This is a genomic window from Pseudalkalibacillus hwajinpoensis (assembly GCF_039851965.1).
Lineage (GTDB): Bacteria > Bacillota > Bacilli > Bacillales > Guptibacillaceae > Guptibacillus > Guptibacillus hwajinpoensis_E.
Map to the genome: position 1 here is coordinate 2425347 of NZ_CP156674.1, position 15785 is coordinate 2441131.

At 43.8% G+C, this 15785-nt stretch carries 21 protein-coding genes; 18 read left to right on the top strand and 3 right to left on the bottom strand.

The genetic code is table 11. From position 1 onward, the window contains the following. Nucleotides 1-35 precede the first annotated feature (35 nt). The 10 genes from ABFG93_RS12740 to ABFG93_RS12785 all read left to right on the top strand — a co-directional run bounded on the left by ABFG93_RS12740 (nucleotide 36) and on the right by ABFG93_RS12785 (nucleotide 7636). The gene (locus ABFG93_RS12740) at nucleotides 36-224 is read left to right on the top strand and encodes an AtpZ/AtpI family protein (protein WP_224884423.1); all 189 of its coding nucleotides are present in this window, start codon (nucleotides 36-38) and stop codon (nucleotides 222-224) included. Further along, nucleotides 225-593, top strand: coding sequence for an ATP synthase subunit I (locus tag ABFG93_RS12745; protein ID WP_347548402.1), 369 nt, complete (start codon nucleotides 225-227; stop codon nucleotides 591-593). Between the two features lie 19 nt (nucleotides 594-612). Continuing rightward, complete coding sequence (gene atpB / locus ABFG93_RS12750; RefSeq protein ID WP_347548403.1) at nucleotides 613-1323, top strand: F0F1 ATP synthase subunit A; 711 nt, start codon at nucleotides 613-615, stop codon at nucleotides 1321-1323. A 66-nt stretch (nucleotides 1324-1389) separates the two neighbouring features. Next, nucleotides 1390-1602, top strand: a complete 213-nt coding sequence (gene atpE / locus ABFG93_RS12755) for a F0F1 ATP synthase subunit C (protein WP_121681967.1) — start codon at nucleotides 1390-1392, stop codon at nucleotides 1600-1602. 107 nt (nucleotides 1603-1709) lie between these two features. Further along, the gene (gene atpF, locus ABFG93_RS12760; RefSeq protein ID WP_347548404.1) at nucleotides 1710-2219 is read left to right on the top strand and encodes a F0F1 ATP synthase subunit B; all 510 of its coding nucleotides are present in this window, start codon (nucleotides 1710-1712) and stop codon (nucleotides 2217-2219) included. Then, a complete protein-coding gene (locus ABFG93_RS12765; protein WP_347548405.1) occupies nucleotides 2216-2770 on the top strand; it encodes a F0F1 ATP synthase subunit delta in 555 nt (184 codons plus the stop codon). The genes atpF and ABFG93_RS12765 overlap by 4 nt, the downstream gene beginning before the upstream one ends. A 19-nt stretch (nucleotides 2771-2789) precedes the next feature. Continuing rightward, nucleotides 2790-4298, top strand: a complete 1509-nt coding sequence (atpA, locus tag ABFG93_RS12770) for a F0F1 ATP synthase subunit alpha (RefSeq protein ID WP_224590839.1) — start codon at nucleotides 2790-2792, stop codon at nucleotides 4296-4298. A 49-nt stretch (nucleotides 4299-4347) separates the two neighbouring features. Further along, nucleotides 4348-5211 carry a F0F1 ATP synthase subunit gamma gene (locus tag ABFG93_RS12775; RefSeq protein WP_347548406.1) on the top strand — a complete coding sequence of 288 codons (864 nt, stop codon included), beginning with the start codon at nucleotides 4348-4350 and terminating at the stop codon, nucleotides 5209-5211. Between the two features lie 310 nt (nucleotides 5212-5521). Further along, the gene (atpD, locus tag ABFG93_RS12780; protein WP_347548407.1) at nucleotides 5522-6931 is read left to right on the top strand and encodes a F0F1 ATP synthase subunit beta; all 1410 of its coding nucleotides are present in this window, start codon (nucleotides 5522-5524) and stop codon (nucleotides 6929-6931) included. A gap of 303 nt (nucleotides 6932-7234) precedes the next feature. Then, nucleotides 7235-7636: a F0F1 ATP synthase subunit epsilon gene (locus ABFG93_RS12785; protein ID WP_347548408.1), complete on the top strand. Its 402-nt coding sequence runs from the start codon at nucleotides 7235-7237 to the stop codon at nucleotides 7634-7636. Nucleotides 7637-7682: 46 nt separating this feature from the next. On the opposite strand, the gene ABFG93_RS12790 is transcribed toward ABFG93_RS12785, so the two are convergent. The 3 genes from ABFG93_RS12790 to tnpA all read right to left on the bottom strand — a co-directional run bounded on the left by ABFG93_RS12790 (nucleotide 7683) and on the right by tnpA (nucleotide 9746). Further along, a complete protein-coding gene (locus ABFG93_RS12790) occupies nucleotides 7683-8078 on the bottom strand; it encodes a DUF1697 domain-containing protein (protein WP_347552835.1) in 396 nt (131 codons plus the stop codon). 145 nt (nucleotides 8079-8223) lie between these two features. Further along, nucleotides 8224-9336: a transposase gene (locus ABFG93_RS12795; protein WP_347548409.1), complete on the bottom strand. Its 1113-nt coding sequence runs from the start codon at nucleotides 9334-9336 to the stop codon at nucleotides 8224-8226. Between the two features lie 11 nt (nucleotides 9337-9347). Further along, the gene (tnpA, locus tag ABFG93_RS12800) at nucleotides 9348-9746 is read right to left on the bottom strand and encodes an IS200/IS605 family transposase (RefSeq protein WP_347548410.1); all 399 of its coding nucleotides are present in this window, start codon (nucleotides 9744-9746) and stop codon (nucleotides 9348-9350) included. Between the two features lie 587 nt (nucleotides 9747-10333). Between tnpA and ABFG93_RS12805 the strand changes: the two genes are divergently transcribed. From ABFG93_RS12805 to nuoK, 8 genes are read left to right on the top strand one after another with little or no spacing between them, the layout of a single operon-like run. After that, a complete protein-coding gene (locus ABFG93_RS12805; protein WP_347548411.1) occupies nucleotides 10334-10711 on the top strand; it encodes an NADH-quinone oxidoreductase subunit A in 378 nt (125 codons plus the stop codon). After that, nucleotides 10702-11220: a NuoB/complex I 20 kDa subunit family protein gene (locus tag ABFG93_RS12810; protein ID WP_347548412.1), complete on the top strand. Its 519-nt coding sequence runs from the start codon at nucleotides 10702-10704 to the stop codon at nucleotides 11218-11220. Before ABFG93_RS12805 ends, ABFG93_RS12810 begins: the two co-directional genes overlap by 10 nt. Continuing rightward, complete coding sequence (locus ABFG93_RS12815) at nucleotides 11217-12377, top strand: NADH-quinone oxidoreductase subunit C (RefSeq protein WP_347548413.1); 1161 nt, start codon at nucleotides 11217-11219, stop codon at nucleotides 12375-12377. The genes ABFG93_RS12810 and ABFG93_RS12815 overlap by 4 nt, the downstream gene beginning before the upstream one ends. A gap of 2 nt (nucleotides 12378-12379) precedes the next feature. After that, nucleotides 12380-13477: an NADH-quinone oxidoreductase subunit D gene (locus tag ABFG93_RS12820; protein WP_347548414.1), complete on the top strand. Its 1098-nt coding sequence runs from the start codon at nucleotides 12380-12382 to the stop codon at nucleotides 13475-13477. After that, nucleotides 13477-14484: an NADH-quinone oxidoreductase subunit NuoH gene (gene nuoH / locus ABFG93_RS12825; protein WP_431522002.1), complete on the top strand. Its 1008-nt coding sequence runs from the start codon at nucleotides 13477-13479 to the stop codon at nucleotides 14482-14484. The genes ABFG93_RS12820 and nuoH overlap by 1 nt, the downstream gene beginning before the upstream one ends. Nucleotides 14485-14503: 19 nt before the next feature. Next, nucleotides 14504-14923: an NADH-quinone oxidoreductase subunit NuoI gene (gene nuoI, locus ABFG93_RS12830; protein ID WP_347548415.1), complete on the top strand. Its 420-nt coding sequence runs from the start codon at nucleotides 14504-14506 to the stop codon at nucleotides 14921-14923. Next, the gene (locus tag ABFG93_RS12835; RefSeq protein ID WP_347548416.1) at nucleotides 14920-15435 is read left to right on the top strand and encodes an NADH-quinone oxidoreductase subunit J; all 516 of its coding nucleotides are present in this window, start codon (nucleotides 14920-14922) and stop codon (nucleotides 15433-15435) included. The genes nuoI and ABFG93_RS12835 overlap by 4 nt, the downstream gene beginning before the upstream one ends. Continuing rightward, nucleotides 15432-15746 (top strand): NADH-quinone oxidoreductase subunit NuoK, encoded by a 315-nt coding sequence (gene nuoK, locus ABFG93_RS12840; protein ID WP_347548417.1) that lies wholly within the window; start codon nucleotides 15432-15434, stop codon nucleotides 15744-15746. Before ABFG93_RS12835 ends, nuoK begins: the two co-directional genes overlap by 4 nt. The last annotated feature ends 39 nt before the right edge of the window (nucleotides 15747-15785 follow it).

The following is a 15785-nucleotide window of genomic DNA, read 5'->3' on the forward strand; positions in this document are numbered from 1 at the left end:
ACCTTTTTAGCAAAGGGGCGCTCGATTTGAAGGCGATGGCACTCTATACAACGATTCTATCTTATCTTGTCGGATCAATTCTTACTGGGATTTTTCTAGGCAAATGGATGGACAGCCTTTTCGACACCTTTCCACTTTTTCTTGTTATTGGTCTCCTTCTAGGACTTGGAGGGGGAATCTACGGATTGGTTCGTCTTCTACATAAGTTTACAGGGGAAGATTAAATGACAGAATATACTCAAAGTTTCCGCCGCTACATGCAACTTACCCTGTATTTGCTCGCCATTTTCGTAATGGGTTGGGGAATTACCTCATATAAAGCACTATTCCTCGGGTTAATTCTTGGTACAGTATTCAGCATTTACAACCTATTCAACATGTTCCGAAAAATCAATCGTCTTGGAGAGGCCGCTGCAGAGGGTAAGAAGGCTAAATCGCTCGGTTTTCTAACGAGATTGGCCGTTGCGGGATTGGCAGTTGCCATCGCAACGAGATATCCGGAACACTTCAGTTTGCTAGGTGTGGTAATTGGGTTAATGATCACCTACATTATCATTCTCATAGATTCAATATCTAAAATACGCTTTAAGTAGGAAGAGAGGTGAAAAGCTGTTGGAACATCATGCACCTACAACTGATTTTTTAGGACTTACTTTCAATCTTTCCAATGTACTCATGATTACAATTGCTTCGGTTATTGTTTTCGTACTAGCGGTTGTAGCAACTCGCTCATTAGCAATGCGTCCTACTGGATTGCAGAACTTCATTGAGTGGGTGATGGACTTTGTAAAAGGTCTTATTGGAAGTACGATGGACTGGAAAACCGGTGGGCGCTTCCTGTTTCTAGGGATGACGCTACTAATGTACATCTTTGTATCAAACATGCTTGGTCTTCCATTCGCCATTGCAATTGATTCAGAACTCTGGTGGAAGTCTCCAACTGCAGACCCGACAATCACGCTAACACTAGCAACGATGGTCGTGGTGCTTACACACTATTACGGTGTGAAAATGAAAGGACCTAAGGAATATGGAAAAGGATTTTTTAGTCCACTTAAATTTCTATTCCCGTTTAAGTTAATTGAGGAATTCTCCAATACATTAACACTTGGTCTACGTCTTTACGGAAACATTTACGCCGGTGAAATTCTGCTTGGACTTCTAGCAGGACTTGGTGGCGCAGGATTTGCTGGAGCGCTTGGAGCCTTTCTTCCTATGCTCGCATGGCAGGGATTCAGTATCTTTGTCGGAACAATTCAGGCGTTTATCTTCACAATGCTTACAATGGTTTACATGGCGCACAAAGTGGCAGACGACCATTAATCAACAGTGTTAATGAGCTTGTCATTATATAAAACTATTATATGAATTATAAGGAGGAAGTTTAGCATGGGTTTAATCGCAGCTGCAATTGCAGTAGGTTTAGCGGCAGTAGGTGCCGGTATTGGTAACGGTCTTATCGTAGGACGTACAGTAGAGGGAATCGCTCGTCAACCAGAACTTCGCGGTACACTTCAAACAACAATGTTCATCGGTATCGCACTAGTTGAGGCATTGCCGATCATCGGTGTTGTTATTGCCTTCATCGTATTGGGTCAATAAGTAACAGAACTTTATAGTGAGTTTGGATCGTTTCATGATGGCGGAGAAAGTTTCGAAATGAAACCTTCGCCATTCGTTTTGTATGACCTCTGAAGGGAGTGAACACGGTGTTCAATAGTTTAATTCTAGGAGCAGGATTTGCTGCAGGAGATATCCTTTTCCAGCTTGTTGCTTTTATCGTACTTCTTGCACTATTAAAGAAGTTTGCCTGGGGCCCGCTCATGGGCATCATGAAAGATCGTGAGCAGCACATTGCTAACGAAATTGACGCGGCTGAAAAGAACCGTAAAGAATCTGAAGCATTTTTGAATGAGCAGCGCGAAGAAATGAAGCGTGTTCGTCAGGAAGCGAAAGCTATGCTTGAGAACCAGAAACAAATGGCTGACCAAAAAGGTCAGGAATTGATCGAAGCTGCTCGTCTTGAATCTGAGCGCCTGAAGGAAGCTGCTACAGCTGAAATCAAGCGTGAACGTGAAAGTGCAGTAGCATCTCTACGCGAACAGGTAGCATCCCTATCTGTGATGATCGCTTCAAAAGTTGTTGAAAAGGAACTTGATGAGCGTGCTCAAAAGCAGCTGATCGATGAGTACCTTGATCAGGCAGGCGATCAGAAATGAGTAGAGATCTTGAAGTAATCGCAAAACGTTATGCCGGTGCTCTTTTTGACATCGCTCGTGAGAACGATAACGTCGAGCAAATCAAGAATGAGCTAATGGTTGTAAAAGATGTTTTTCATCAAACGCCGGACTTAATGAATGTGTTCGAGCATCCGAAATTCACAACAGCAGAGAAGAAGAACATTATCCAAACTAGCTTTGGATCGTCTCTTTCCACTCACGTGATGAATACGCTTCTTACACTGATCGAACGAAAGCGTATGGCAATCGTATTCGATCTTGTCAATCAATTTGAAAGATTCGCTTATGAACAGCAGCAAACAGCGGCAGCGAAGGTATATTCTGTGAAGCCTCTAACAGAAGAGGAGCAGATGAAAGTCTCTGCAGTATTTGCGAAAAGAGTAGGCAAAACAACGCTTCGAATCGAGAATGTGATCGATCCTACTTTAATCGGTGGTATTAAAGTACGTATCGGCAATCGCATTTTTGATGGAAGCATTAGCGGTAAACTTAAACGCATGGAACGTGAATTAGTTTCAGCGAAGAGCTAGAAGATAGGGGTGAATATGCATGAGCATCAATGCTGAAGAAATCAGTGCGCTGATCAAGCAGCAAATCGCAAATTATCAAACTGATATTAAAGTTGATGATGTTGGTACCGTTATCCAGATTGGTGATGGTATTGCTCGTGCCCACGGTCTCGATAACGTGATGGCAGGAGAACTTGTTGAATTTTCAAACGGTGTTATGGGTATGGCTCAGAACCTAGAGGAGAGCAACGTAGGTATTATTATCCTTGGACCATACACTGAAATTCGTGAAGGCGATGAAGTTCGTCGTACTGGACGCATCATGGAGGTTCCAGTCGGTGAAGAGCTTCTTGGCCGTGTTGTTAACCCACTGGGACAACCTGTTGATGGACAGGGTCCACTTGGCACAACAAAAACTCGTCCGATCGAAAGCCCGGCTCCAGGGGTTATGGATCGTAAATCAGTACATGAGCCACTTCAAACAGGAATCAAAGCGATCGACTCTCTTATTCCAATCGGACGCGGACAGCGTGAGCTAATCATCGGTGACCGTCAGACTGGTAAGACATCGATTGCGATCGATACAATCCTTAACCAAAAAGACGAAGATATGATCTGTATCTACGTTGCAATTGGTCAGAAAGAATCTACGGTACGTGGCGTTGTTGAAACGCTTCGTAAGCAGGGTGCCCTTGACTACACAATCGTTGTAACTGCAGGCGCATCTCAGCCTTCTCCACTTTTATTCCTTGCACCATATGCTGGTGTAACAATGGGTGAAGAATTCATGTATAATGGCAAGCACGTTCTTGTTGTATACGATGACTTAACAAAGCAGGCTTCTGCATACCGTGAACTTTCCCTACTACTTCGTCGTCCTCCAGGTCGTGAAGCATATCCAGGGGATGTATTCTATCTTCACTCTCGCTTACTTGAGCGTGCAGCGAAGCTTAGTGATGCAAAAGGAGCAGGTTCACTAACTGCCCTTCCGTTTATCGAAACTCAAGCTGGTGACGTATCAGCTTATATCCCAACTAACGTTATCTCCATCACTGATGGACAGATCTTCCTTCAATCTGATCTCTTCTTCTCGGGTGTACGTCCGGCGGTTAACGCAGGTCTTTCGGTATCCCGTGTAGGTGGTTCTGCTCAGATTAAAGCGATGAAGAAGGTTGCGGGTACACTACGTCTTGACCTTGCATCATACCGTGAGCTAGAAGCATTTGCTCAGTTCGGATCTGACCTTGATAAAGCAACTCAAGCAAAGCTGAACCGTGGTGCTCGTACGGTTGAGGTACTTAAGCAGGGACTTAACAAGCCGCTTGCTGTTGAGAAGCAGGTTGCCATTCTTTACGCACTAACTCGTGGATTCCTTGATGATATCCCAGTTGGCGATATTCAGCGTTTTGAATCTGAAATGATGACATGGATCGAACATAATAAGAAAGAAATCTTCAATACAATTCGTGAAACAAAAGCTCTTCCTGACGAAAAAGAATTCAACGGTGCAATCGAAGAATTCAAGAAGAGCTTCGCAGTATCTGAATAAGAGGGATGCGGCGGAAACGCCGCGGCCAGCTTAAAAGGTGGTGAAATGAGTGGCATCTTTACGCGATATTAAGTCGAGAATTACGTCGACTAAGAAAACAAAGCAGATTACAAAAGCGATGCAGATGGTATCAGCTGCGAAATTGAACCGTGCTGAAATGAATGCAAAGTCATTCGTTCCATACATGGATAAAATTCAAGAGGTTGTAGGAAGCATTGCTAATGGATCAAGCGGCGTACGTCATCCGATGCTAGAAAGCCGTGAAGTAAAGAAAACGGGTTACGTGGTTATCACGTCTGACCGTGGACTTGCAGGGGCTTACAATAGCTCGGTACTACGTCATGTATATCGAACAATTAACGAACGTCATAACTCAACTGATGAGTACGCAATCATCGTTGCTGGTAAAGTTGGACTCTCCTTCTTTAAAAAGCGCGGAATGCCTGTAGTTGAAAGCATCGTTGGTCTTTCTGACCAGCCTGCATTTGCAGACATTAAAGATATTGCCTCTAGAACAGTTGGCATGTTTGAAGATGGAGCTTTTGATGAGCTTTATCTTTATTACAACCACTATGTAAGTGCCATTCAGCAGGATCTAACGGAGAAGAAGCTTCTTCCGTTAACTGATATTGAGACAGGTGGAGGCAAATCACTCAGCAGCTATGAGTATGAGCCATCAGAAGAAGAAATTCTTGAAGTCCTGCTTCCTCAATATGCTGAGAGCTTAATCTACGGAGCGCTTCTCGATGCGAAAGCAGCAGAGCACGCATCCCGTATGACAGCGATGAGAAGTGCGACTGACAATGCAGATGACCTTATCGGCAATCTTACACTTTCTTACAACCGTGCCCGTCAGGCAGCAATCACTCAGGAACTTACTGAGATAGTATCTGGTGCAACGGCATTAGAATAGCGGAAGTGGCCGCTTAGGCCCGACAAGCGCTGGAGGCTTTTCGAATGAATATGTTCTTTGTATTCAATCGGAAAGGTGAAGCGATCGAGGGGTCAGGAGCCGTAGCTAGACAAACGAATAGCGGAACGAGCCCGGTTAAATCCGCAGGATGTTGGAGGCCATGAGAATGAGACGTTTTTTGTCACAATCGAATGGGTGAAACAGCCGAAGGATTTGGCTCGTGTAACTAGACAATACTAGTACAAAACATAAATGCTATTTGAAAGACTTACTTTCAAATGCAGCTTAAAGCAAGTTAGGAGGGAACAGGATGAACAAGGGATACATTACCCAGGTTATGGGTCCGGTTGTAGACGTTAAGTTTGAGAGCGGCAAGCTCCCTGAAATCTACAACGCCCTTAAAGTTAACTATATAGCGCAGACTGGTGCCGAGGAAAGTATCGAATTGACGCTTGAAGTCGCACTTCATCTAGGCGATAACTCTGTTCGTACCGTAGCAATGGGTTCAACAGACGGTCTAGTACGTGGAGTTGCAGCTCTTGATGCAGGTGCACCGATCTCCGTTCCAGTTGGGGATATCACACTAGGACGCGTATTCAACGTTCTTGGTGAAAAAATTGACCTTGATGAAGAGCTTGGCGAAGTTCGCCGCGATCCGATTCACCGTCTAGCACCAGTATTTGAGAACCTTGCAACAACAACTGATATCCTTGAAACAGGAATCAAAGTAGTAGATCTACTTGCACCATACGTTAAAGGTGGTAAGATCGGTCTCTTTGGTGGTGCAGGTGTAGGTAAAACTGTACTTATCCAGGAATTGATCAACAACATCGCACAGGAGCACGGCGGTATCTCTGTATTCGCTGGTGTTGGTGAACGTACGCGTGAAGGTAATGACCTTTACTACGAGATGAAAGATTCTGGCGTTATTACGAAAACAGCAATGGTATTTGGTCAGATGAACGAACCACCAGGTGCACGTATGCGTGTTGCTCTGACTGGTCTTACTATGGCAGAATACTTCCGTGATGAGCAAGGACAGGACGTTCTTCTCTTCATCGATAACATCTACCGCTTTACACAAGCTGGTTCTGAGGTATCCGCATTGCTTGGACGTATGCCATCAGCGGTAGGTTACCAGCCTACACTTGCTACTGAGATGGGTCAGCTTCAAGAACGTATCACGTCAACTAACAAAGGTTCTGTTACTTCAATCCAGGCAATCTACGTACCAGCCGATGACTACACTGACCCGGCTCCGGCTACAACGTTTGCTCACCTTGATGCAACAACTAACCTTGAACGTAAACTATCTGAGCAAGGTATCTACCCAGCGGTGGATCCACTTGCATCAACTTCCCGTGCGCTTTCTCCGGAAATCGTTGGTGAAGAGCATTACAACATTGCGCGTGAAGTACAACAAACGCTTCAGCGCTACAAAGAGCTTCAAGATATCATTGCTATCCTTGGTATGGATGAGCTTTCTGACGAAGATAAGCTAACTGTTTCACGCGCTCGCCGAATTCAGTTCTTCCTTTCTCAGAACTTCCACGTAGCTGAACAGTTCACTGGCCAGCCTGGATCATACGTACCAGTTAAAGAAACCATCAAAGGATTCAAAGAAATCCTTGATGGCAAACACGATGACATCCCAGAAGACGCATTCCGTCTTGTAGGTACCATTGAAGAAGTAGTAGAGAAAGCGAAGCAAATGGCATAATGAAAAGCGGAATGGGCCTGCTTAAATCCGCAGGATGTTGGAGCCCACGAGAATGAGACGATTTTTGTCTCAATCGAATGGGTGAAACAGCCGGAGGATTTGGCCCATGCAGCTAGACAATAAAAGCGGAGGCGACTGCTTACGCTCACGATGTCTAGCTCCAGCGCCTACCCCCTCGAGGTCTTAATTAAGTCAAGCATCATTGTGGCAAAGAGCGCCACATTGATGCTCACCTTAAGCTTGTCGGGGGTGACCAAGGCGCTTACGCTTTTCTAATTACGATCACACCCAGGGAGGGGTACGATGAATACATTGGAAATCAGTGTAGTCACCCCTGACGGCCCGGTATACGAAGGGGAAGCTGAATTGGTCAGCGTAAAAGCAAAGAGCGGTGAGCTCGGTATTTTACCTGGACACATTCCGCTTGTTGCCCCTCTTACAATCAATGCAGTTCGCTTCAAAAATGGAGCTGACACGCATGTACTGGCCGTTAGCGGTGGGTTTGTTGAGGTAAGACCAAAGCAGGTAACAATCCTTGCTGAGTCTGCTGAGCTTCCTTCTGCTATTGACGTGGAACGCGCACGTGCTGCAAAGGAACGAGCAGAACAACGCTTGAATCAAGCGAAGCAGGACAATGTTGATTTCAGACGTGCTGAGCTAGCGCTTAAGCGTGCAATCAACCGCCTGGATTTGGCAGGTAAGTAAGATGAAAAGCATCCGAGGTGTATCCTCAGATGCTTTTTTTCATTTTTTAAGCCTGTTTTATTGATGTCACCATATCAAGAAGTTTGTTGATTGTTTTCCAATTGCGTACGGTCGCGGTAGGTCTGAGCTTATTCAGCTTAATCGTTAATTTGGAATTACGGATACTGTCATGGGAGAGAAGATAGATCTCCCTTCCATTGATTTGATAGGCTTCATTTTCAAAAGAATAGGAAGGTAACTGTTTGACTGCCTCCTCTGATGGTCGCTCAGATAAAAGCGAGACGTACAGACTTTCTCCAACAGACGATGCTTCTGCATTGGAAATTTCTTCTTTATTAAATGGACAGTGTTCCTTAATTTGCTTTAACTCATTAGAAGTTCTCAAGATAACGGGTACTGTTAAGCCGAACGTTTCTTTAATTTGTTCTTCAATTTGCTCGATTAAAACCTTTTCTGTGAACTACCCGCCACTTACCACCCTTACGGGTTGGTTGAAGTGGGGGCTTCTTGGGTAATCGCCACTTTTACTAGCTGACGAAATGGACCAAGCTAACCCTCTTGTTCCAAGAGTTTATATTTACACTAGGTTAGGCAGTTGCTAACCAGCGAATGCCTTCTTTTTTGATATTGAGTGCGGAGTTGACATCTCTATCGAGACTTAGCCCGCAGGTGCATTGATAGGTGCGTTCGGATAATTTGATTTCTTTTGCAGAACCACAATTCGAACAAGTCTTAGTAGATGGAAACCATTTATCTATTTTGATAAGTTGTTTCCCTTGTTCTTTTAGCTTGTAGTGTAAGAAAGAAGTGAACATACCCCACCCGTTATCAGCGACACTTTTTCCGAACTTGAGTGCTTGTGACATGCCCTTCATGTCTAAATCTTCAATCACAACAGCGTCAAACTCAGTTACTAATTCTTTTGATTTGTGATGGAGGAAATTCTTACGTTGGTTTGCTACTTTTTCTTGCAGTTTTGCCACCCGAATGCGTTGCTTGTTCCAATTTGAAGAACCTTTATTTTTGCGAGACAATCTACGTTGTTCGATTGCTAATTTATCAAGCATTTGACGAAAAAATTTAGGATAATTGGCTTTCTTACCCTCACTATCGACAAATAACCCATTCATTGCAAAATCTAGCCCGACAACATTTTGAATATTTTTGATTTCAATTTCTTTTTCATATTCTGTCAGAATCGAAATGTAATATTTCCCTGATGAAGACATCGAAATCGTGCAAGACTTAATAATATGCTCAGATGGAATTTCTCTATGCTGTTTGAGTTTCACCATTTTCAGTTTAGGCAATTTGATATGACCACCCAATATCTGAATATTTCTGTTCACAACATTCGTTGTATAGCTTTGTTTGTGACGCTTGTTTTTGAACTTTGGAAACTTGGCATTCCCTTTGAAGAAGGCTTTATATGCCTTATCTAAGTTTAATTGTGCGTTTGCCAACGCCAAAGAGTCCACTTCTTTTAGCCACTCGAACTCTTTTTTGTATTTGGCCGGAGTAGGATGTTTCGCCTTTTTTAACGCTTCCTTGTCCTCTTTCAGATTTTCATACGTTTCTTTTCGTTCTGCCAACATCCTGTTATAGACAAAACGAACACAACCGAAGGTTTTACGAATTACTAATGTCTGTTCATCTGTTGGATACATTCTGAACTTATACGCTTTATTTTGTTTAGCCATATCAAATCACCTCACTTCATCCCTTGATTTTCGATATATTTTTTTACGACTTCAATCGGTGAACCGCCTGTGGTCAACAAGCAAAAACTTCGTGACCAAAACATTTCTTTCCATAGCTTTTTTCGAACGAGAGGAAACTCTTTTTTGATAAGTCTCGAACTCGCACTTTTGTATGCATTGATGAATTTTGATAATTCACTATTAGGTTGTGCTTTGAACAAAATATGAACATGGTCAATGTCATGGTTCCACTCGACCAATGTAATATTGTATTTTTCACTCAAGGATACAAATTTTTCTTTTGCATAGTCTGAAATCGTGTCATCAATAACGTTCCTTCGATATTTTACAACCAATACAAGATGGTAATACATCAAGAACACTGAATGGTTATTACTATCTAATTTCATTGTATACCAGTCCTTACACTTTATAAGACTGAATATACCATATTAGGATAAAAAGCAAAATGCCTTTGGGCTAACGCTCAACCGAAATTCATCTCCCCCTTACCGTTGGGCTTCGCCCTTCACAGGCTTGAAGAGGGAGACTTCTTTCGGAAAAACGTTAAAAAAGAGAGTTGACTCAATTCATTAAGTTATCCATTTTAATGATAAAACCTCTTTTTCCTCTTACGTTGCTTGTTTTTTAAAATATCCCCACATATGCTACAGTGTTGTCCGCATACCTTTTTTAGTATAAGTTCAGAGAATCCTTGATCATTTTATTAATTTCAAAAAAGCTCTCCAGTTTTGTCAGCTTTTTTTATGGAAGAACTGACGTTTTTGTAGTGCTCATAGCCCCCTTTGCCATCACACTGTATTTATTTCTAGCCCATAGCTTTTCAGTAAAAGTTCTTAACCGTTTATCTATCATGTCAGCCCCTCTATTCGAAAATTTTAAAAAACTTACCAAGAAAAGCAAGATTAAGGTAAGAGATGTTGAATTAGTATACAGGACTAGCAATTTCTGCAGCACGATGAGAGGAGAGACCTTTATGGGTGAATCACTTAACGTGTATCAAAATAGTTACCTCTTTGTCATCATGTTCCTTTTACTTGGACTTCTTCTTCCTGCTGTCGCATTAACAGCCGGAAGATTCCTCAGACCTTCTAAGCCCACCCAAGAGAAACAAACAACCTATGAAAGCGGCATTGAGCCGTTCCATCAAAGCTGGATTCAGTATAACGTCCGATATTATTTATTCGGATTGCTATTTGTTATTTTCGATGTCGAAACCGTTTTCTTGTATCCATGGGCTGTCGCCTATCAGAAACTCGGTTTCTTTGCGTTTATTGAAATGATGATCTTCATCATCATGCTCCTGATTGGCTTACTATACGCATGGAAGAAGAAGGTGTTGAAATGGATCTGAATTTAGAAAACATCACACCCGAAGAATACGAGGAAATGAAACAGAATGTATTCCTCGCAACGCTTGAAAACGTTAAATCCTGGGCAAGAAGCAATTCACTCTGGCCCCTGACATTCGGGCTTGCGTGCTGCGCCATTGAAATGATGGGTTCAGGTGCTTCACATTATGATCTGGATCGATTTGGTACCTTTTTTCGAACATCGCCACGTCAATCTGATGTGATGATTGTATCTGGAACCGTTACGAAAAAAATGGCACCAGTGCTAAAGCGCTTATATGACCAAATGCCCGAGCCAAAGTGGGTGATCGCGATGGGATCATGTGCAACAGCTGGGGGCCCATATATTAATTCTTATGCCGTTGTGAAAGGAGTCGATCAGATCGTTCCAGTTGATGTCTATATTCCCGGCTGTCCTCCAAATCCAGCTGCACTCATTTATGGCATTAATAAATTGCAGGAGAAAATTCGATACGAAGCTAGAACCGGGAAGCGGGTGACAAATCGATGAATGATGGCAAAACTCCTGAAGAGTTAGCTGAAGAAAAACGAAAAGCTGTCGAAGAAGCGAAGCGAAAAGCGGCAGCGCTACGTAAAAAGAGAGAAATGGAAAAAAACGAATCCACGGAAGCGGATGAGAAGTCCACATCTAGCGAAGAGGATGTGGAACTAGCCAAAAAGAAGGCGGTTGCTGCTGCCAAGGCGAAAGCGGCTATACTCAGGAAAAAGAGAGAAATGAAAAAAAACGAATCCACGGAAGCGGATGAGAAGTCCACATCTAGCGAAGAGGATGTGGAACTAGCCAAAAAGAAGGCGGTTGCTGCTGCCAAGGCGAAAGCGGCTGCACTCAGGAAACAGAGAGAAATGAAAAAAAACGAATCAATAGAAGCGGATGAGAAGTCCACATCTAGCGAAGAGGATGTGGAACTAGCCAAAAAGAAGGCGGTTGCCGCTGCCAAGGCGAAAGCGGCTGCACTCAGGAAACAGAGAGAATCAGGCGTTACTGATGATAAAGCAAAAGCCGCCGCTGCGGCGAAGGCTGCCGCGTTAAGGAAACGTGAGGAGAGTTCAGGCTCCGACGATGAAAAAGCGAAGGCGATCGCAGCGGCAAAAGCAAAAGCTGCAGCTGCTGCAAAAGCAAAAACAAAAACAGCTAAACCAGAAGGGCAGGTTGAAGAGGAAAAACCTTCACAAAATCAGCCCGTTCTTGATCGGTACCTGCAGGTTATCCGCGAGAACCTTGAGGAAGATCCTTTAGAAGATGCCTATATAAATCGTCTCGCCAAAGATGTGCCAACGCTAGTTGTGAAAAAAGAAGGATACCTGAAGCTCGCTCAGTTCCTGAAATACAATGAGCTTCTTGCATTTGATTACCTTTCAGAAACACATGGCACAGACTTTGAGACACATATGGAGATCTACACGCACTTATACTCCTATCAAAACACTCAAAGCGTTGCATTGAAAGTAAAGATCGATCGAGAAAAACCAGTAATCGACTCCCTTACACCTCTCTTTGCAGGGGCAAACTGGCCGGAGCGAGAGGGCTACGATTTGCTAGGGATTATTTTTAAAGGCCATCCGAATTTAACAAGAATTATGATGCCAGATGACTGGGTTGGGCATCCGCTCAGAAAAGACTATGAACCTTACGATGTGGAGGTGTAGCGATGATTCGTACTGAGGAAATGCTTTTGAATGTAGGTCCGCAGCACCCCAGTACTCATGGCGTGTTTCGCCTCGTCCTGAAAATTGATGGAGAGATCATTAAGGAAGCAACACCTGTCATCGGGTATCTACACAGAGGAACGGAGAAGATAGCGGAAAACCTTCAATATACACAAATCATTCCCTACACGGACCGAATGGATTATCTTGCTGCGATGACAAACAACTACATCCTCTGTCATGCAGTTGAAACGATGATGGGTTTGGAACTCCCTGAACGAGCAGATTACCTGCGCGTCATAGTGATGGAGCTTGGCAGGGTAGCGAGCCATCTTGTCTGGTTTGGGACGTATCTTCTCGACATCGGTGCAATGAGTCCATTTCTTTATGCGTTTCGTGAGCGCGAGCTTATTATTAATCTGCTAACAGAAATATCAGGAGGGAGATTAACGTTTAACTATATGCGCGTTGGCGGTGTGAAATGGGATGCGCCTGAAGGGTGGCTTGAAAAGGTGCGGGAGTTCGTACCGTATATGAGGGAACAGCTTGCAGGCTATCACGATCTTGTAACAGGCAATGAGATTTTCATGGCGAGGATAAAAGGCGTTGGCACCTATTCCAGAGAAAAAGCCCTCTCATATTCTTTGAGTGGAGCCAATCTAAGGTGTACAGGGGTAAACTGGGATCTTCGGAAGAATGAACCTTATTCCATTTATGATCGCTTTACGTTTGATGTACCCGTTTTTCATGAAGGCGATGCGATGGCCCGCTATAACTGTCGGATGGCTGAAATCAAAGAAGCGTTAAATATTGTGGAGCAGGCAGTTGAGCAGATTGTCGATGGCGCGTTCATGGCGAAGGTTCCGAGAATCATTAAGCCACCAGCGGGTGAGACGTATGTCAGAATTGAATCCCCGCGTGGAGAAATTGGCTGCTACATCGCATCGAAAGGAAAGAAGGAGCCGTACCGTTTAAAGTTCCGACGCCCGTCGTTTTATAATCTACAGATTTTACCCGAGCTGCTGGAGGGGGAAAATATTTCGAATCTGATTGCCATTCTTGGCGGTATTGATATTGTCCTCGGGGAGGTGGATGGCTAGTGATCAATGACATGCTTGTATCCACACCTGGTTACTGGCAAACAATCGGATTTTTTGCAATAGGAGCAGCAATGCTGATGGTTGTCCTTGGCTTCGTCACCTATGCGATTTTAGCGGAACGAAAAGTGCTTGGTTTTATGCAGCTCCGCCATGGACCGAACAGAGTAGGTGGGCGGTTTGGCCTTCTTCAAACGGTTGCAGATGTGTTAAAGCTCCTTTTGAAGGAAGACACGATTCCGCGTGATGCGGATCGACCGCTGTTTATTATCGCACCGGTTATCGCATTTGCACCGGCATTTATCGTCATTGCCGCTCTGCCACTGACCGAGAAAATTTCTTTTGCGAACATCGGGGTTGGGCTGCTTTACTATATTGCAATATCCGGAATTTCGACCATCGGGATTCTAGCTGGAGGGTGGGCCTCTAATAATAAATACGCTCTCCTTGGTAGCATGCGCTCAGCAGCGCAGATGATTTCATATGAAATTCCGCTTGTGATGAGCGTGATCGGCATCGTTCTTCTAACGGGTTCGCTCAATTTAAATGACATTATTGCACAGCAGGAATCCGTTGCGTTTCTATTTAAACAGCCGCTCGCTTTTTTCATCTTTCTCATTGCTTCTGTTGCTGAACTAAACCGGACACCATTCGATTTACCTGAGGCGGAATCCGAGCTTGTCGCGGGTTATCATGTGGAGTACTCAGGATTTCGCTTTGCATTTTTCATGCTAGCAGAATACGTTTATCTGTTCGCAATGGCATCTTTAACAACAATCCTTTTCCTAGGTGGCTGGCAGGCGATTCCTTATTTAACATTTATCCCTGGTGCTGTGTGGTTTGCACTGAAGTTCATCTTGATCATCTTCGTAATGATCTGGATACGAGCAACCTTCCCACGACTTCGAGCCGATCAGCTTATGTCGTTTGGCTGGAAGGTGCTGTTACCGCTTGCGCTGCTTAATATTTTTCTCACAACGATCCTATTTGAAATTTTTCGCTCATTCTAGATAAGGGAGGAATTACAACATGCGCGGACTTGCGAAGGGCCTGGCTTACACACTCAACAATCTAACGAAAGAGAAAGTGACCTATTCCTACCCGGATCAACCGCTTCAAATGCCAGATCGGTTTCGAGGCATTCAGAAATTTTATCCTGAGAAATGCATCGTTTGCAATCAGTGCGTCGCCATCTGTCCGACTGACTGCATTTCATTAACCGGAAAGCCTCACCCGGATCCGAATAAAAAAGGAAAAATTATTGAAACCTATGACATTAATTTTGAGATTTGTATTCTCTGTGATTTGTGCACAGAGGTTTGTCCAACGGAAGCAATCATTATGACGAACAATTTCGAGTTAGCAGAATACAGCCGGGATGACCTTTTTAAAAACCTCGAGTGGCTCGATGAGAACGATACAAATCTCAGAAGGGAAAATAAAGTATGACTGGTGAGCTGCTGATCTTTATCTTCCTTTTCCTTGTGACCATCACCGGTGGGTTGCTAATGATTAATCTTACGAAAGTCATCCACATGGTGATGGCCCTTGTCCTGACGTTTCTCGGAATCGCCGGTTTATTTATTCTGTTATCAGCAGAATTCGTAGCTGTTGTTCAAGTTTTGATCTATTCAGGGGCGATTACGATTATTATGCTGTTTGGAATTATGCTAACTAAACATTCGGAAGAAGAGCCAAAAACGGGATGGGCGAAGAAAGGGTTTGTATTTACAGGCATTGCGATCTTCTTTTTCGTGATCTTCTTCGGAATACGAAACCTATCGCTTGGACCACAGGCAGAAAATCTTCATGAAAAAAATACCGAACAGATCGGGATCATGCTCTTTACTGATTATGTGATTCCGTTTGAGCTTGTCTCCGTTGTGCTACTCGTTTCCCTCGTCGGAGCCGTCATTCTTGCGAAAAAAGATGGCAAGGAAAAAGAAGGTGAGGAGCTATGAGTTCGATCCCGCTATCGGCCTTTCTCGTTACGGCTCTGCTTCTTTTTTGTATGGGGCTATATGGCGCATTAACGAAGCGAAATGCTGTCATTGTCCTCATTTCAATCGAGCTGATGCTAAATGCAGTCAACCTGAATCTTGTCGCTTTTGCGAAATACGGTGTTGGCGCCTCGATTCGTGGACAGGTGTTTTCACTTTTTACGATAACGGTGGCTGCAGCGGAGGCAGCTGTAGGCCTGGCAATACTGATTTCGCTCTATCGCAACAGAGCAACTGTTAACGTTGATGAAATGAACACACTCAAAAAGTAGAGAAGGGGGCATAAAAGTGGATTATGTCTGGCTAATTCC